The sequence below is a fragment of the Streptomyces sp. NBC_00377 genome, assembly GCF_036075115.1.
Classification (GTDB): Bacteria; Actinomycetota; Actinomycetes; order Streptomycetales; family Streptomycetaceae; genus Streptomyces.
Genome location: NZ_CP107958.1, coordinates 596564 through 612344, shown reverse-complemented (window position 1 = coordinate 612344; position 15781 = coordinate 596564). Strand labels below are relative to the sequence as shown.

Annotated in this window: 15 protein-coding genes; 7 read left to right on the top strand and 8 right to left on the bottom strand. The window is 73.7% G+C overall.

Going from position 1 to position 15781, the window contains the following annotated elements; all coding sequences use genetic code 11:
- Window positions 1–108 precede the first annotated feature (108 nt).
- The 5 genes from OHS71_RS02895 to OHS71_RS02875 are packed head-to-tail and all read left to right on the top strand — an operon-like array spanning window position 109 to window position 7813.
- Entirely contained in the window at window positions 109–1512 is a 1404-nt protein-coding gene (locus OHS71_RS02895) for a KamA family radical SAM protein (RefSeq protein ID WP_328476433.1), read from the top strand.
- Complete coding sequence (locus OHS71_RS02890) at window positions 1509–4301, top strand: lysine 5,6-aminomutase subunit alpha TIM-barrel domain-containing protein (RefSeq protein ID WP_328476431.1); 2793 nt, start codon at window positions 1509–1511, stop codon at window positions 4299–4301. The genes OHS71_RS02895 and OHS71_RS02890 overlap by 4 nt, the downstream gene beginning before the upstream one ends.
- A complete protein-coding gene (locus tag OHS71_RS02885; RefSeq protein WP_328476429.1) occupies window positions 4298–5080 on the top strand; it encodes an OAM dimerization domain-containing protein in 783 nt (260 codons plus the stop codon). The genes OHS71_RS02890 and OHS71_RS02885 overlap by 4 nt, the downstream gene beginning before the upstream one ends.
- Window positions 5077–6705 (top strand): amino acid adenylation domain-containing protein, encoded by a 1629-nt coding sequence (locus tag OHS71_RS02880; RefSeq protein ID WP_328476427.1) that lies wholly within the window; start codon window positions 5077–5079, stop codon window positions 6703–6705. Before OHS71_RS02885 ends, OHS71_RS02880 begins: the two co-directional genes overlap by 4 nt.
- Window positions 6695–7813, top strand: coding sequence for an LLM class flavin-dependent oxidoreductase (locus OHS71_RS02875; RefSeq protein WP_443046838.1), 1119 nt, complete (start codon window positions 6695–6697; stop codon window positions 7811–7813). Before OHS71_RS02880 ends, OHS71_RS02875 begins: the two co-directional genes overlap by 11 nt.
- A 96-nt stretch (window positions 7814–7909) precedes the next feature.
- Here the strand turns inward: OHS71_RS02875 and OHS71_RS02870 are convergent, their stop codons facing one another.
- On the bottom strand, window positions 7910–8152 hold the full coding sequence (locus tag OHS71_RS02870; protein WP_328476423.1) for a response regulator transcription factor: 243 nt from the start codon (window positions 8150–8152) through the stop codon (window positions 7910–7912).
- Window positions 8153–8462: 310 nt separating this feature from the next.
- Complete coding sequence (locus tag OHS71_RS02865) at window positions 8463–8708, bottom strand: hypothetical protein (protein WP_328476421.1); 246 nt, start codon at window positions 8706–8708, stop codon at window positions 8463–8465.
- A 248-nt stretch (window positions 8709–8956) separates the two neighbouring features.
- On the opposite strand from OHS71_RS02865, the gene OHS71_RS02860 reads away from it, so the two are divergent.
- Both OHS71_RS02860 and OHS71_RS02855 read left to right on the top strand, forming a co-directional pair.
- On the top strand, window positions 8957–9895 hold the full coding sequence (locus OHS71_RS02860) for a helix-turn-helix transcriptional regulator (RefSeq protein WP_328476419.1): 939 nt from the start codon (window positions 8957–8959) through the stop codon (window positions 9893–9895).
- Window positions 9896–10184: 289 nt separating this feature from the next.
- Window positions 10185–10727, top strand: a complete 543-nt coding sequence (locus OHS71_RS02855) for a hypothetical protein (RefSeq protein WP_328476417.1) — start codon at window positions 10185–10187, stop codon at window positions 10725–10727.
- Here the strand turns inward: OHS71_RS02855 and OHS71_RS02850 are convergent.
- The 6 genes from OHS71_RS02850 to OHS71_RS02825 all read right to left on the bottom strand — a co-directional run bounded on the left by OHS71_RS02850 (window position 10666) and on the right by OHS71_RS02825 (window position 15731).
- Window positions 10666–11505, bottom strand: a complete 840-nt coding sequence (locus OHS71_RS02850; RefSeq protein WP_328476415.1) for a thioesterase II family protein — start codon at window positions 11503–11505, stop codon at window positions 10666–10668. The two genes, OHS71_RS02855 and OHS71_RS02850, sit on opposite strands and share 62 nt — an antisense overlap.
- Before the next feature lies 1 nt (window position 11506).
- On the bottom strand, window positions 11507–12052 hold the full coding sequence (locus OHS71_RS02845; protein ID WP_328476413.1) for a flavin reductase family protein: 546 nt from the start codon (window positions 12050–12052) through the stop codon (window positions 11507–11509).
- A gap of 122 nt (window positions 12053–12174) precedes the next feature.
- Entirely contained in the window at window positions 12175–12927 is a 753-nt protein-coding gene (locus OHS71_RS02840) for an SDR family NAD(P)-dependent oxidoreductase (RefSeq protein WP_328476411.1), read from the bottom strand.
- A gap of 80 nt (window positions 12928–13007) precedes the next feature.
- The gene (gntD, locus tag OHS71_RS02835) at window positions 13008–14027 is read right to left on the bottom strand and encodes a guanitoxin biosynthesis L-enduracididine beta-hydroxylase GntD (protein WP_328476409.1); all 1020 of its coding nucleotides are present in this window, start codon (window positions 14025–14027) and stop codon (window positions 13008–13010) included.
- Window positions 13984–15507 carry an MFS transporter gene (locus OHS71_RS02830; RefSeq protein ID WP_328476407.1) on the bottom strand — a complete coding sequence of 508 codons (1524 nt, stop codon included), beginning with the start codon at window positions 15505–15507 and terminating at the stop codon, window positions 13984–13986. Before OHS71_RS02830 ends, gntD begins: the two co-directional genes overlap by 44 nt.
- Window positions 15504–15731, bottom strand: a complete 228-nt coding sequence (locus OHS71_RS02825; protein WP_328476405.1) for an MbtH family protein — start codon at window positions 15729–15731, stop codon at window positions 15504–15506. The genes OHS71_RS02830 and OHS71_RS02825 overlap by 4 nt, the downstream gene beginning before the upstream one ends.
- Window positions 15732–15781 lie beyond the last annotated feature (50 nt).

The window sequence follows — 15781 nt, the reverse complement described above, 5'->3', positions numbered from 1 at the left end:
GGCTCCGGCCCGCACCCGAGGTGACGGCCGCACACGCCCGTGGCCGTGCCCCGCCCCGCACCGAGACCCCACCCGCCGCCGGCGGCCGGGAGAAATCCGAGGCACCCCGTGAAAACCGCACCCCTGCCGCCCGCCCCGCCCACCCGGGAAGCGACCGAGGCGCTCGCCCAGCCGTACGCCTACCGTCGCCACGAGGCCGTCGAACCCGACTGGCGGCGCTTCCCGGCCTGGCGGCACGTCACCCCCGCCGAGTGGCGCGACCCGCAGTGGCAGCGCGCCCACTGCGTCAAGGGAGTCCGGCAGCTGCGCGAGGTGGCCGGAACCGGGCTCGACGACGCGTTCTACGACGATCTCGCTGCCGACCAGGCGCAGTTCGCGACCATGCCGATCCTGCTCACCCCGCAGGTCCTCAACACCGTCGCCCCCACGTCCGAGCCGGACACCACCGCCTGGTACGCCGACCCCGTCCGCCGCTACATGCTGCCCGTCGCCAGCGACAGGCACCCCAGGTGGCCCAGCCACCCGCTGGCCTCCCGCGACTCCCTGCACGAGGCCGAGATGTGGGTGGTCGAGGGCCTCACCCACCGCTATCCCACCAAGGTGCTCGCCGAACTCGTCACCACCTGCCCGCAGTACTGCGGCCACTGCACCCGCATGGACCTGGTCGGCACCTCCACCCCGCAGATCGACAAGTACCGGTTCGTGCTGCGCCCTGCGGACCGCCTCGACCGGATGATCGCCTATCTGCGCGCCACCCCCACCGTGCGCGACGTCGTCGTCTCCGGCGGCGATGTCGCCAACGTGCCCTGGCCCAGGCTGCGTTCGTTCGTGGACCGGCTCCTCGACCTGGACAACGTCCGGGACATCCGGCTCGCCAGCAAGGGGCTGGTCGGACTGCCCCAGCACTGGCTGGCCCCCGAAGTGCTCGACGGCATGGCCCAGCTCGCCGCCAAGGCCTCCGCGCGCGGCGTCGGCCTGGCGATGCACACCCACGCCAACGCCGTCCAGCAGGTCACCCCGCTGGTCGCCGAGGCGTCCCGCGCGCTGCTGGCCGCCGGCCTGCGCGACATACGCAACCAGGGCGTACTCCTGCACGGCGTCAACCACACGCCCGAGGCCCTGCTCGACCTGTGCTTCGCCCTGCTCGACAGCGCGCAGATCATGCCGTACTACTTCTACCTCTGCGACATCGTGCCCGGTGCCGAGCACTGGCGGCTCCCGCTGTCCGAGGCACAGCGCCTCCAGCACGCCATCATGGGCTACCTGCCCGGCTTCGCCACCCCGCGGCTGGTGTGCGACGTGCCCTACGTCGGCAAGCGCTGGGTACACCAGGCCGACGCCTACGACCGTGAACTCGGCATCTCCGACTGGTCCAAGAACTACCTGACCTCGGTCGAGCACGACGACCCCGAGGCGTTGCGCCGCACCCACCACTACTACGACCCGCTGCACACCCTGCCCGACGCCGGCCAGGTCCGCTGGGCGCAGGGGCAGCCGGAGGAGGCCCGGTGAACGCCGCCACAGACACGCAGGGTTCACCGCTCGGACTGCACCGGGTGCTCGCGCCGGCCGGGGTGCTGCCGCAGGCCGCGGAGCGGCTCGACCCCGACTCCCCCCTGCGCGAGGACGAACTGCGCATCGACGTGGAGTACCTCAACCTGGACGCGGCGTCCTACCGGCAACTGCACGAGGAGCACGGCGGGAACGGGGACGCGATACGGGCGGCGGTGTGCCGGATCGTGCGCGAGCGCGGGAAGATGCACAACCCGGTCACCGGCTCGGGAGGCATGCTCATCGGCACCGTGGCCGAGGCCGGGCCGCGCACCCCCCTCGGCCTGCGGCCCGGCGACCGGGTGGCCAGCCTGGTCTCCCTCACCCTGACCCCGCTGACGCTGACGGACGGGCTGCGCGACTGGGACGGGCTCGGGGAGCGCGTGCCGGCCCGCGGACACGCCGTCCTCTTCGGGCGGTCCGTCGCCGCGGCCCTGCCCGCCGACCTGCCCGACGAACTCTCTCTCGCGGTACTCGACGTGTGCGGCGCGCCCGCGCTGACGGCCCGGACCGTCGCCGAGTACGCCGCCCGGGCGGGAACCGCGCCCTCGGTGGCCGTCCTGGGCGCGGCCGGCAAGTCGGGCTGCCTGGCGCTGGCGGCCGCCCGCCGCGCGGGCGCCGGACGGCTCGTCGGCGTCGTCCCCGACCGCCCGGAGGAGGCCGCGCTCACCGCGTCCGGCCTGGCCGACACGGTCCTGCGGGCCGATGCCCGCGACGCCGTCGCCCTGAGCGAACGGCTGGACGGGGCCGGCGGTCCCGTCGACATCACCGTGGTCTGCACCGACGTACCCGGCTGCGAGCACGCGGCGGTGCTGGCGACGCGCGACGGCGGCACCGTCGTCTTCTTCTCGATGGCCACCTCGTTCCCCACGGCCGCGCTCGGCGCCGAGGGGCTGCGCGCCGACGTCACCATGCTGATCGGCAACGGCTACCAGCCCGGCCACGCCGAACAGGCCCTGGAACTGGTGCGCACCGATCCGGGAGTGCGCGCGCTGTACGCCCGCAGACTCACCCCACCCCACACAGCAGCCGCTGCCTCCCCGCCCCCGGCCGCACCGTCCGACGCCGGCCTCTCCCGAGCTCCGGCCGTCCCGGCCGGCAGCGCCGTTTCTTCGGCTTCGGCCGGCCCTGGCGGGAGCGCCGTCTCCCGGCCTCCTGCCGCCCCCGTCGGCAAGCTGGGGCTCGATCCTCGTCTGGCCGCCCGGGCACGGGAGTTGGCCGTGCGCGCCGGGCGGCCGGTGGTGGACATGGCCCGGTCCCACACCACCGTGGCCGTCGAGCGGGCCGCGCTGCGGCTGGCCGGGCTGTCGGGGGCCGACGCCGAGGGCATCCCCTGGGTCAACCGGCTGGTGGACGCCGTGCGCGACCAGGTCGGCCTGGAACACGGGGTGGCGCTGCCGGTCTGGCACGCGCTGCGCACCGGGACGAGCCGCGACCTCACCGAGCTGGCGGCCCGCGCCACCGCCCGGGACGTGTCCTTCCGGCTGCCCGAGGGCGCCGCCGCCGAGCAGGCGGTGGGCGACGCCCGCCGGGCCATGGCCCGGGGCCTGGCGGTCATCGACGACCGCCGCACGGAACGCGAGCGCCTGATCCGTCAGTGGGGCGAGCCCCGTGGACCGCTCGTCTACCTGATCGTGGCCACCGGCGACATCCACGAGGACGTCCGCCAGGCGGTGGCGGCGGCCCGCGGCGGCGCCGACGTCATCGCCGTCATCCGCTCCACGGGGCAGTCGCTGCTCGACTACGTGCCGCACGGCGCCACCCGCGAGGGATACGCGGGCACCTACGCCACGCAGGAGAACTTCCGCCTGATGCGCGCCGCCCTGGACGAGGTGTCGGCCCGGCTCGGCCGCTACGTCCGCCTGACCAACTACGCGTCCGGGCTGTGCATGCCGGAGATCGCCGTGCTGGCGGGCCTGGAACGGCTCGACATGATGCTCAACGACTCCATGTACGGCATCCTCTTCCGCGACATCAACCCCGTCCGCACCTTCGTCGACCAGCGGTTCTCCCGGCAACTGCACGCCCGCGCCGGCATCGTGATCAACACGGGCGAGGACAACTACCTCACCACCGCCGACGCGATGCAGGCGGCCCACACGGTGACCGCCAGCCAGCTTCTGAACGAGTACTTCGGCAAGGAGGCGGGACTCACCGACGCCCAGCTCGGCCTGGGGCACGCCTTCGAGATCGACCCGGACCTGCCCGACTCGTTCCGGATGGAACTGTCCCATGCCCTGCTCGCCCGCGAGCTGTTCCCCGACGCCCCGCTCAAGTGGATGCCGCCGACCCGGCACATGACCGGTGACGTCTTCCGCGGCTATCTGCTCAACGGGTTCTTCAACCTGGCCGGGGCCCTGACCCGGCAGGACATCCTGCTGGTCGGCATGATGACCGAGGCCGTCGTCACCCCCTTCCTCTCCGACCGCGACCTGGCGCTCCAGAACGTGCGGTACGTGATGGAGGCCGCCGGCGCCCTGGAGGAGGACTTCCGGCCCGTGCCCGGCGGTGTGATCACCCGGCGCGCGGACACGGTGCTGCGCGAGGCCGTCGACCTGCTGGAGCGCCTGTGCGACCGCGGTCTGCTGGACGCCATCGCCGAGGGCACCTTCGGCGGCATGCGCCGTCCCGTCGACGGCGGCCGCGGCCGGGACGGGGTGGCCGCACGCGCTCCCGGCTACCGCAACCCCGCCATCGAACTACTGGACGCGTCCGGGGATCCCGGCCCAGAAGGAGGACACCAGCGATGAACACCCCCGCCGGACCGCCGCCCGCGGTCCGCCCCTACGGGGACACCACCGACGACGGCATGGTGCAGCTGTCGTTCACCCTCCCGCTGCCGCACGGCCCCCTCGCCGAGGCCGCGGCCCTCCAACTGGCCCGCCGGATGGGCCTGGAACGTCCCCTGCTGGTCCACGCCCGGCCGGTGGGAACCGAGTTCAGCTTCTTCGTCGTGTACGGCGCGGTCGCCCACCGGGTGGAACTGGACACCGTCGACGTCCTGGAGCGGGAGTACCCGCTGCTGTCGGCCCAGGAGGTCGACGAGACCCTGCACCAGGGCCTGGGACGCGAACTGGTCGTGGTCGGCGCGTGCGTCGGGACGGACGCCCACACCGTCGGCATCGACGCCATCCTCAACGTCAAGGGTTTCGCCGGGCAGAAGGGCCTCGAGTACTACCACTCGATGCGGGTCGTGAACCTCGGAGCCCAGGTCGCGGTGACCGACCTGGTGCGCCGGGCGGTGAGCGAACGCGCGGACGCCGTCCTGGTCTCCCAGGCGGTCACCCAGCGCGACGCGCACCTGACCAACGTGCGTGAACTCAGCGCGGAACTGGACGCGGCGTTCGCCGGGCGGACCCGCCCCCTGCTCGTGGTGGGCGGCCCGCGCTTCGACCCCGCCATGGCCGCCGAACTGGGCGCCGACCGCGTCTTCGGGCGCGGCACCACCCCCGACGACGTGGCCAGCTACCTCGCCCACGCCCTGACCCACGAGCGGTCCGCCGCGACGGACGACAGGAGTGCCGTATGAAGCCCCCGCAACCCGTCGCGCAACCCGTCCCGCAGCCGGTCCGTGCGGCCGTCGACGGGGTGGACCGGCTCGACGCGCGGTTTCGTGCGGTGGCGGCCCGGGAGCCCGGTCGCACGGCCGTCACCGACGACCGGGGATCGGTCACCTACGGCCGGCTCGCCCAGGACGCCGACGCCGTCACCCGCGCCCTGCGTGGCCGGGTCGGCGCGGGCCGGCCCGTCGCGCTGCGCGCCGGCCGGTCCCGGCACGCCCTCGCCGGGCTCCTCGGCATCCTGGGCGCCGGAGCCTCCTATCTGCCGGTCGACCCCGGGTATCCGCGGGAGCGGCAGCGCTATCTGCTCGACGACTCGGGTGCTCGGCTGCTCCTCTCCGAAGGGCCGCCCGAGCCCGGCGAGACGGTGCTCGCCGACCTGGGGCCGCTCGTCCTCGTCGCCCGTCCGCCCGCCCCCGACACCGACGACGCCCCCGTCCTGCCGTCGGACACCGCCTACACCATCTACACGTCGGGTTCCACCGGCGCCCCGAAGGGCTGCGTCGTCGGGCACGCACAGGTGCTGGCTCTGCTGGACGCCGCGGTGCCCCTGTTCGACGTCGGAGCCGACGACGTGTGGACTCTGTTCCATTCCTGGAGTTTCGACTTCAGCGTCTGGGAGATCTGGGGCGCCCTGCTGTACGGCGGCCGGGCGGTGCTCGTCGACCGGGAGACCGCCGCCGACCCCGAGGCCTTCGCCGGGCTGCTGGCGGCCGAGCGGGTCACCGTGCTCAACCAGGTGCCCTCCGCGTTCGGCAACCTCGTCACCGAGGCCGCGGCAGGCGGGCTGCGGCTGCCGGCCCTGCGCCATGTCGTCCTCGGCGGCGAGGCACTCGTGCCCGACGACGTCCGCCGCTGGTGGGAGGCGGGGACGGCGCCCGCCGCGACCGTCACCAACATGTACGGCATCACGGAGACCACCGTCCATGTCACCCACTGCACCGTCACGCCCGACGTGCTGCGCGCGGCCGCCGGCGGCCGCACCCCGATCGGGCGGCCCCTGGACCACCTGACCGTCGAACTGCGCGACGCACGGGGAGAGCCGGTGGCGCCGGGGCAGCCCGGTGAGCTGTGGGTCGGTGGTGCGGGGGTGAGCCACGGCTACCTCGGCCGCCCCGGACTCACCGCCGAGCGCTTCCCGGCCGCCGCGGACGGAACGGGCCGCCGCTACCGCAGCGGCGACTGGGCCTTCGCCGACGCCGACGGCCTGCTGTACTACGCGGGCCGGATGGACGGCCAGGTCAAACTGCGCGGCTTCCGCATCGAACTCGGCGAGATCGAGGCCGAGTTGCGCGCGCTCCCCGGTGTCGGCGGCGCCGCCTGCCTCGTCGACGACAGCGGCCGTACGCCCGTGCTCGGCGCCTGTCTGGTCGCCGACCGCGACGCGCTGCCCCCCGACCGCGTGCGTGAGCACCTCGCCGGGCGGCTGCCCGCGCACATGCTGCCGCAGCGCCTGCGCTATCTCGACCGGCTGCCGCTCACCCCGCACGGCAAGCTGGACCGGGCGGCGCTGGCAGCAGCGGCCGGTGCCGGCCCGCGCGGAGCGGACGCCCTGACCCTCGCGACACGAGGCGGTGACCACCGTGCCGGTTGAGTTCATCGGGATGATCGGGACCAGGGACTCCGAGGGCGGCTCCCACGGGCCCGCCGTCGACCCCGGGTTCACCCGGCGCTTCGCGCGCGTGCACGAGGAGGCCGGGTTCGACCGCGTGCTGATCGGGCACAGTTCCAGCTCGCCCGACGGCGCCCAGGTCGCCGCCCACGTGGCCGCGCACACCGACCGCCTCGGGCTGCTGCTGGCCCACCGGCCGGGTGTCCTGGCCCCCACCGTGGCGGCGCGGTCCTTCGCCACCCTCGACCACTTCAGCGGCGGACGACTCGCCGTCCACATCATCTCGGGCGGCAACGACGCCGAGCAGCGTCGCGACGGCGACCACCTGGACAAGGACGACCGCTACGCGCGCACCGACGAGTTCCTGGAGGTGGTCGGGCGGGCGTGGACCGAGGAGGAGGGCTTCGGCCACGCGGGCCGCTTCTACCGGTTCGAGGACTTCCGCTCCGAGGTGCGGCCGCTGCAACGCCCGCGGATACCCCTGTACTTCGGGGGATCCTCGGCTGCCGCCCACCGGGTGGGCGGCAAGCACGCGGACGTGTTCGCGCTGTGGGGCGAGCCGCTGGCCGAGACCGCCGAGCAGATCGCGGCCGTGCGGGCCGCGGCGCGCGCGGCCGGACGCACGGCGCCGCCCACGATCAGCGTGTCGTTCCGGCCGGTGCTCGGCCGTACCGAGGAGGAGGCGTGGGAGCGGGCGCACGGGGTCCTCGACGCGATCCGCCGCCGCGGCACGGCGGGTTCCTTCTTCGCTCGCGACCGGCCGCCGCTTCCGCTCGGCCCCTCGGCGCGTCCCGAGAACGCCGGCTCCCGGCGGCTGCTTGCCGCCGCGGCGAAGGGCGAGCGCCACGACCGGGCCCTGTGGACCGCGCCCGCGGCGGCCACCGGGGCGGCGGGCAACTCCACGGCGCTGGTGGGGACCCCCGAGACGGTGGCCAGGGCGCTGCTGGACTACATGGACATCGGCGTGACGACCTTCGTGCTGCGCGGGTACGAACCGCTGCGGGACGCAGAGGAGTTCGGCCGGACGCTGCTGCCGCTGGTGCGTCAGGAGGTGGAGCGGCGCGAGCGGTCGGCGGTGGCCGCCGGCTGAGCGGTGTGCCGCGCAGGGACGCACGGCACGACGGCGGAGGGCGCCGGTGGGTGATTCCCACCGGCGCCCTCCGCCGTCGTCGAGGAGGTCAGGAGTTCACGCCTGCGCCAGCCCGAACTCGTGGTGCCGGGAGACCTGAAAGGCCAGCACCATGAGATGCGCCCGGTTGCTGACTCCCGCCTTTCCCCGGATTCTGCGCAGGTAGGTGTCCACGGTGTGCGGACTCAGATTCATTCTGCGCGCGATGGAGGAATACGTGTGGCCCTCGGCGAGATAGCCGAGCACTTCGAGCTCACGGTCGCTGAGTTGTTTCAGTATTTCGACGGTGAACGGACTCACAGGTGTGCCTTTCTTGGTGAACGCGAGGGCCTCGCGGCCGGGCCGTCGCCGGGTCGTCGCAGGGCCGGCGGGACAGGACTCCCGGGCACGTTTCGCGCGCCGCCGAGCCGAGTGCGGGTGACGCGGGTTAAGGTGCGCCCGTGGTCGGGGGACGACACGGTGGGGGTGTGCAAACCGAGTGGTGACCGTCTGCCCGGTCCGGGGGCGGCGTTCTGACCTGGGGTCATGTCAGGTCTCGGACACGCCGTTCCCCTCAGCGTTCCAGTCGTCGCGCCGTCGCCCCAGCTCGTCGAGCGGCGTGCGGACCGGTTCAGCTGCCCGAGCTGCCCCAGCCGCTGTCACCGGAGAGGGTGATGCCGGCCGCACCGGTCACCGCGTCGTTGATGACGCGGCCGCCCCAGCCGCTGTCCCCGTCCGTCCCTCCGCCGCCGGCGAGCACGGAATGCGCGGCCGTTCCGGACGTGGGAGCCGACGCGATGGCGGCCGTTCCGGTGAACGCACCGAATGCGATGCACGCGACGGCGGAGGCTGCGACGGCGGCACGGATGGATTTCATGTGGGGCGCTCCTGATGGTGATTCGTCGAGCGGAACCGGCAGTTCCGTGTATTCGATCTCCGGTGCCCCAAGACTTCCGTGCCGACGGCGGCCATGACCAGCGATGAAGGGGCTCACCAAGCTGCCCCGCAGCAAAACGAACAGGGGATGTAGTGGTTATACCTGAACAGAACCGGGCATTCGACCCGCCTGCCAGACCCAGTGACAGGGAAGTCGCCCTGTACCGGTGGGTCGCGGCCAACGAACGCATGGACCCGGAGCGCGCGTCCCGGGAACTGGGCCTCAGCCGGGAGGAGGTGCTCGCAGCCGTCGTCTCCCTGACCGAACTCGGCCTGCTCAAAGCGGACTTGGACGATCCGGCGCGGCTGCGCCCGGTCGACCCGGACCTCGTGGCCGCCGTGGTGACCATCTCCATGGAGTCGGCGATCCGCACCCAGCAGGCCGAACTGCACCGGATCCGCGACCAGTTCGCCGATCTGCGCTGCCACTACCGGGACAGCCTCAACCGGGAGTCCGTCGACCTCGAGGTGATCCCCGGCGTGGAGGAGGTGCGGGCCGCCCTCAACCGGGCCGCCGAGGAGTGCGCCGAGGAGATGCTCACCAGTCAGCCCGGCGGGAACCGGGTCCCGGAGGTCCTCCAGGAGGCTCTGGCCCGCGACACCGCGATGCTGTCGCGGGGGGTGCGGATGCGCACGCTCTACCACCACACGGCACGCTTCAACGGACCCAGCCAGGCCTACGTCGCGACCGTGTCCGCCCTCGGCGCCGAATACCGCACCGCGCACGAACTGTTCGGCCGGCTGATCGTCTTCGACCGCAAGGTGGCCTTCGTCCCCGAACGCGGCGGCACCTGGGGGGCGGTGGTGATCCGGGAACCGTCGGTCGTCCACTACCTCTGCGAGGTGTTCGAGCAGGCGTGGACGCAGGCCGCACCCTTCTCCGACGCCGCCGCCGACGGCCTGGAACTGGTCGCCAAGGACATCCACCGCACGATCGTCCGGCTGCTCGCGGCCGGCCTGAAGGACGAGAGCATCGCGCGCCGGATCGGCATGTCCCTGCGCACCGCCAGGAAACACATCGCCGACATCATGGAGACACTCGGGGCCGAGAGCCGCTTCCAGGCCGGGGTCCTCGCGGCGCAGCAGGGGCTCCTCGACGAAGCGCCGGAGGCGGGATCCGAGGGCTGACGCGAGCGCACGCCACGGACCGCCCGGGCGGCCTCCGCCCGGTGGCGACGGGCCGCCACCGGTTCGGTACCGTGATCCCGGGACTGCCGCAACCCCCGCCGCGTGCACCACAGTTTCTGCAAACCGCGGGAACGGGCCGACGCCACGGACGCCGCCCGGCCCGCGGTCATGTGGCGGAACAACAGGAGACCTGCCCTTCCCGGGATGTCCCGTGCACCACGGACGGGCCGTCCGCGCGTGGACCACGGCACGCGGGACGTTGCGGGTGCGATGCGGAGCGGAGCGGGACGTGGATTACGCGGAAGACCGTCGGGAGGGCATGTCCGGGCCGGAGCTCTTCGTCAGGGATCTGGCCCTGTGTCTGTCGGTCCACCGGGACAGGGGACCGGCCCTGGTGTGGCCGGACGGCGTCGACGCCGTGCTGTCGGAGGGCGACGGCGTACGGCGCGGACGCACGGCCCCGCCACCTGAGCCCGGCCCGGACTCCGAGCCGGACGGTGTGGCCGCCGGGACCGCGCGGCTGACCAGCGGGCTCGGTGAACTGCTGGGCTGCCGTGTCGGCAGCTCGTACGTCACCCTGCACACCGGTGCGCAGAGCACCGGCAACACCGCGGCGACCGACCTGGTGCTCCTGCCCGTGCGCGGAAGCTGCGGAGGCCGGGTGGAACCCCCGCCGCCCGGACAGACCCGCGCCGTACTGGACCGTGCTCTGGAACTGCGGCTGAGGGTCGGGGAAGCGCTCTATGTGCCCAGCGGTTTCGGCTACGCCCTCAACGGGGCTCATTCCCCGTGCACGCTGCTCGTCCTGGCACTGCACCCGCCGGCCTGGTGAGCGGGCGCGCCGTCGCGAGGAGCCGCTCGCGCAGATCGGCGGTCAGCGCCCGCCGGGCCTCGCGCAGATAGAAGTGCCCGCCCGGGAAGGACCTGGCCTCTGCCGTCCCCCGGGTGTGGCGCCGCCACTCCTGTACGGCCGCCTCGGTGACGGCCGGGTCCTGGAGCCCGTGATACGCGACGACCGGGGTGTCCAGCGGCTCGGCCCCGGCGTCGTGCCGGTAGGTCTCGATGAGCCGGTAGTCCGCCCGGACGGCGGGCAGCACGAGGGCACGCAGCTCGTCGTCGGCCAGGACCCCGGCGTCGGTGCCGCCCTGGGCGAGGAGTTCGGCCGTCAGCTCGGTGTCCGACAGCAGATGCCGCGAACGCCTGCGGAGCCGGTGCGGCGCCACCATCGCGGAGACGAAGAGGTACGACAGCTCGATCCCGTGACGCGCCCGCAGCAGCCGTGCCGCCTCGTACCCGACGGCCGCGCCCATGCTGTGCCCGAACACGGCCAGCGGCCGGTCCGCGAGCGGGACGAGTGCGGTGGCGACCGCGTCGGCCAGCTCCGCCATGCCGGTGACCGGCGGCTCGTGGAAGCGGTCCTGACGCCCCGGATAGCACACCGCGAGCACGTCCACCCGGGGGGACATCAGCTCCGGCCAGTCACGGAAGAACGTCGGCGCGCCGCCGGCGTGCGGCAGACAGACCAGGGTGGCCTCGGCCGCGGGCGGCTCGGCGCCGTAGCGGCGCAACCAGGCGGACGGGCCCCGGGTCCGGGACGTGTGGACCTCCATGTCACACCTCCGTCCGGGTCTGTGTGCGGATCTGCGGCCGGGTCTGCCGACGGGCGAAGTGGATCAACGGCTCGGCGTCCTCGTCGGTCTCCGCGTGGATCACGTGACCGACGACCAGCACGTGGTCCCCGAGGGACACGTACCGGGTGACGCGGCACACCACACCGGCCACCGCTCCGCCGAGGAGGGGAGCACCGTGCGGGGAGGTGTGGTCGACCCCGTCGAAACGCCGGTCCGCCGGCAGCTCGGCGAACCGCGCGGCCAGCGAGCGGAGCCGGTAGGGCAGCACGCTCACGCCGAAGAGTCCTGCGGCCCTGATGTGCCGGAGAGTCGCGCTGTCCGAGGCCAGTGAGGCGAGGAGGGTGGGCGGCCGGTCGGTGAGGGAGAGGACCGCGGTGGCGGTGCAGCCGACCGGGCGCGTCCCGTTGTGGGCGGTCACCACGGTGACACTGCCGGCGAAGCGGGTCATCACCTCACGGAACGACTCCGGCGGGACCGTGTCGGTGCCGCCCGCCGCAGTGACGGCTTCCCGGGTGGTCGCTTTCATGGTGATGTCCTGCCTTTCGGGGCGTGGGGTCTGTTCGGCCCCCGGCGCGAGCCGCCGTCCCGCCCGGCCGGGGAGTCGGGCGGGACGGCGGTCACGGAGGGCGGCAGGGGTGTCGTACGGATTCAGGCCGGCACGCCGGCGCGTACGGCGGTGCCGAACTCGGCGGTGGTCGCGCCTGCCGTCTCACCGCCGTCGACGACCAGCTCCTGGCCGGTCAGGAAGGCGGCCTCGGGCGAGGCCAGATAGTGGAAGGCCGCCGCGATCTCCTCGGGCCGGGCATGCCGGCCGGCCGGGATCCGCGCGTTGACGTCGGCCAGCATGTCGTCGGTGTACTCGGCGAGTTGCATGGGTGTCAGGACGGCTCCGGGACTCACGCAGGCCACCCGGATGCGGGGGCTGAGTTCAAGGGCGAAGGTCTGGGTGAGGGCGATGATGCCGGCCTTGGTGGCGTTGTAGTCGGCGTAGTGGGGGTAGCCGCGACGGCCGTTGACGGACGCCGTCGCGAGGAGGACCCCGCCGTCGCCGTCCGCCATGAGACGGGCGGCACTGCGCCACAGGCCCAGGGTGCCGAGGAGGTTGACGTCGACCACGCGGCGTGCGGCCTGTTCGGTGATGTCGAGGACGCCGTGGCGGACACTGATGCCGGCGTTGGCGATGACGACGTCCAGGGAGTGGTCCCGGTGCACGCGGGCCAGGGCGTCGTCGACGGCCTGCCAGTCCGCGACGTCGCAGCGGATCCAGGACAGGGGACCGCCGGGCTCCTCCTGGGGTTCGGCGACGTCCAGACTGATCACACGGTCACCCGCTCGCGCGAAACGCTCGACGGTGGCCCGGCCGATGCCGCTGGAGCCACCGGACACGACGATGGTGCGCATGTCTGCCGTTCCTTTCGGTGAGGGGAACGAGGAAAAGGAGTGGTGAGGGGAGTGGTGAGGGATCCGGGGTCGGAGCGCGGTCAGAAGAGGACCCGCGCGTCGCCGGGCGAGGCGTACGGGGTGGTCTTGCGCAGGTCACGGCTGACGATCATGCGTTTCAGCCAGCGGTCCGTCCCGTCGTGCGCGGCGTGGAAGGGCCTGCGGCCGTGCACGGCGACGTAGTTGTCCACCACGGCAAGGCTGCCCTGCTCGACGACCACGTCGAGCTGGACCCGCTCCAGCTCCTCCATCAGCTCGTCCAGCGCCTGCTGAGCGGCCCCGTCCTCGCCGGAACACGTCATGAACGGGTAGTCGATCCGCAGGTAGGGGCGTTCCCGGTCACCCGACAGGACCGGCACCGGCCGGGGATCGGACTGCATCCGCAGCATGCCGGCCAGGGCCGGGTGGCCGGGGTGGCGCTCCTGGAGCTGGCGTACGTGCTCGTCGTCGGGACGGATGAGGAAGCTCGGCGTGCGGAGCAGGTCCGCCGTCTCGTCACTGATCTTGACGTCGCGCACGGACGCCACGATCGTCGGCACCCGCTCGTGGTTGCGCATCCCGAGGAGGAGCAGGTAGTCGCAGCGGCCCGGGTGGAAACCGTCCTCGGTGTGGAACTCCAGCAGGCACTCGCTGCCGTGGCCGCTCTGCCGCTGCTCGTCGCCGCGGATGGGCAGCAGATTCTGCACGACCCGGCCCAGTTGGAGGGTGGAGAAGGTGAAGGGGTCGCCGAGGGCCGTGCCCACCATGGCCAGGAACAGTTCCTGGTCCAGGGGCGGGGCGTCGACGGGCACGTCCGCCCAGTGGGCCGGGGTCGGTCCGATGGCCCTGTCGTCGACCGGGAAACCGTGGATCACCAGCGCCGCGGCGGGTTCGGCGCGACGGAAGTGCTCCAGGAAGGTGCGCAGCCGGGGTGGGAGGTGCGACGCCGCGTCCCAGTGACGGTCGTAGAAGGCGGGCCGCGCGGGGGGCGCGCTGGAGTCGCGGAGAAGGGCGAGCGCCTCCTGGATCTGTTCCGTCTCAGCGGCGGACAGGACGTATTCGAGGGGGAGTCCGTGATACATGCGGGGACCTGCCGGTTTCTGGTGAGGAGAGGCACGACGGGACGGAAGGGACGGACGACGAAGGGGAGCGAGGTGAGGAGGCGGCCACGAAAGGGCGCGCGGGGATTCGGACGGAGGCGGCCACACAGAGCAGGCACAGGACGCCGCTGAACCGGAAGGCCTCGGCCGCACCTCCCCGGGCGAGCAGCATGCCGCCCAGCGCGGTGCCCAGGGCACTGCCGAGGGCGTCCGCCGTGCCGAGGAGGCCGAAGGCCCTCGCCGTGCCGCCGGGGCCGGCGTCGCGGGCCACCTGCGCGGAGATGAGCGGCAGGGCGACGGCAAGGAGGACACCCTCGGTGAACGACAGGGCGACCGCCGCGGCCACCGAGCCGAGCACCGGGTACAGACACGCACAGCAGCCGAGGAGCAGTGCCGCGCAGCGGACGAGGAGGCGGCGGGACACCCGGGGCAGGGCGGCGCCGGCCCGGGGCGAGAGGACGAGCGCGGGCAGCGCCAGACAGGCCGCGGACCAGGCGATGAGGGAGTCGCGGGCGCCCAGGTCACGGAGGTACACGGCCCAGACCACGGAGTAGCCCCCGTAGAGCGCGGTGATGCCGAACAGCAGGACCAGGGGCGGCCACAGGGCGCCCGGCAGCGGCGGCCGGCGACCGGCCGCCGCCTCGCGGAGGAGAGCCGGCCGGGACGAGGCGCGCCGGGGCATGTCCGCCGGAACGGACGGGGCGGCCGCCGACGGCGTCGTGGTGTCCGCCGGGGCGGGCACGGTGCTCGCCGGAACGGACCGGGTATCCGCCGACGCGGGCGGGGCATCCGTCCACGCCGACGGCGTATCGGCCGACCTCGGTGGCGTGGCCTCCTTCGCCGCGCCGGGCAGATCCCTCTCCACCGCCGACCGCCCGACCCCGGCGCGGCTCGCCGCGGCGCGCTCGCGCCGGTCCGCCGCGACCGCGGGCGCGGCCGCGGCGAGGGCGACGGCGGTGGCCGCCCAGGCCGCCCACGTGGTGCCGCCGTGCAGGAGCACGGCTCCCGCACCGAGCGGACCCACCAGGGCGCCCAGCATCTGCGCGGCCGTCAGCCGGCCGTAGGCGCGCTCCAGGCGCCCCGTCCCCTGCGACCGGCCACCGGATGCCCGGGCCGCCACGGTGGCGCGCAGCCCCGTCGCGGTCAGGGCCGCCCCCGCCATGAGCAGGAAGTCGGCGGCGGCCAGGCTCCACCACGGAGTGAAGGTGGCGAACGCCAGACAGCCGGCGCTCTGCACCCCCGTGCCCAGCAGTGTCATCCGGGTGGTGCGGCAGCGGTGCCCCCAGCGGCCCGCGGCGAGTTGGGCCAGCGCCCCGCCGGCCGCGGCCGCGGCCATGACCAGTCCGATCGCGTCCGCGGCGACTCCCTGGTCGAGGAGGATGAGCGTTTCCGCCGAGAAGAGGCCGAGCTGGCTCGCCCGGGCGAGGAAGGCGACGGCCGTGACCGGAAGGGGTGTGCTCACCGTGCGGGCGCGGCGTCGGCGTCCATCGCCCGGACCAGGCTCGCGGGACGGATGTCCGTCCAGTGCTCGCCGATGTAGTCCAGGCAGTCCTGGCGCGAGCCCTGCGGCCGGGCCACCGTCCAGCCCGCCGGAACCTCGGCGAACGAGGGCCACAGGGAGTGCTGGTTCTCGTCGTTGACGAGGACGAGGAAGGTGCCGTCGGGGTTGTCGAAGGGGCTGCTCATGAGGGGTCCTCCTGGTGTGGGGACATGGGTGTCCCGAGGTGGGTGTCGGA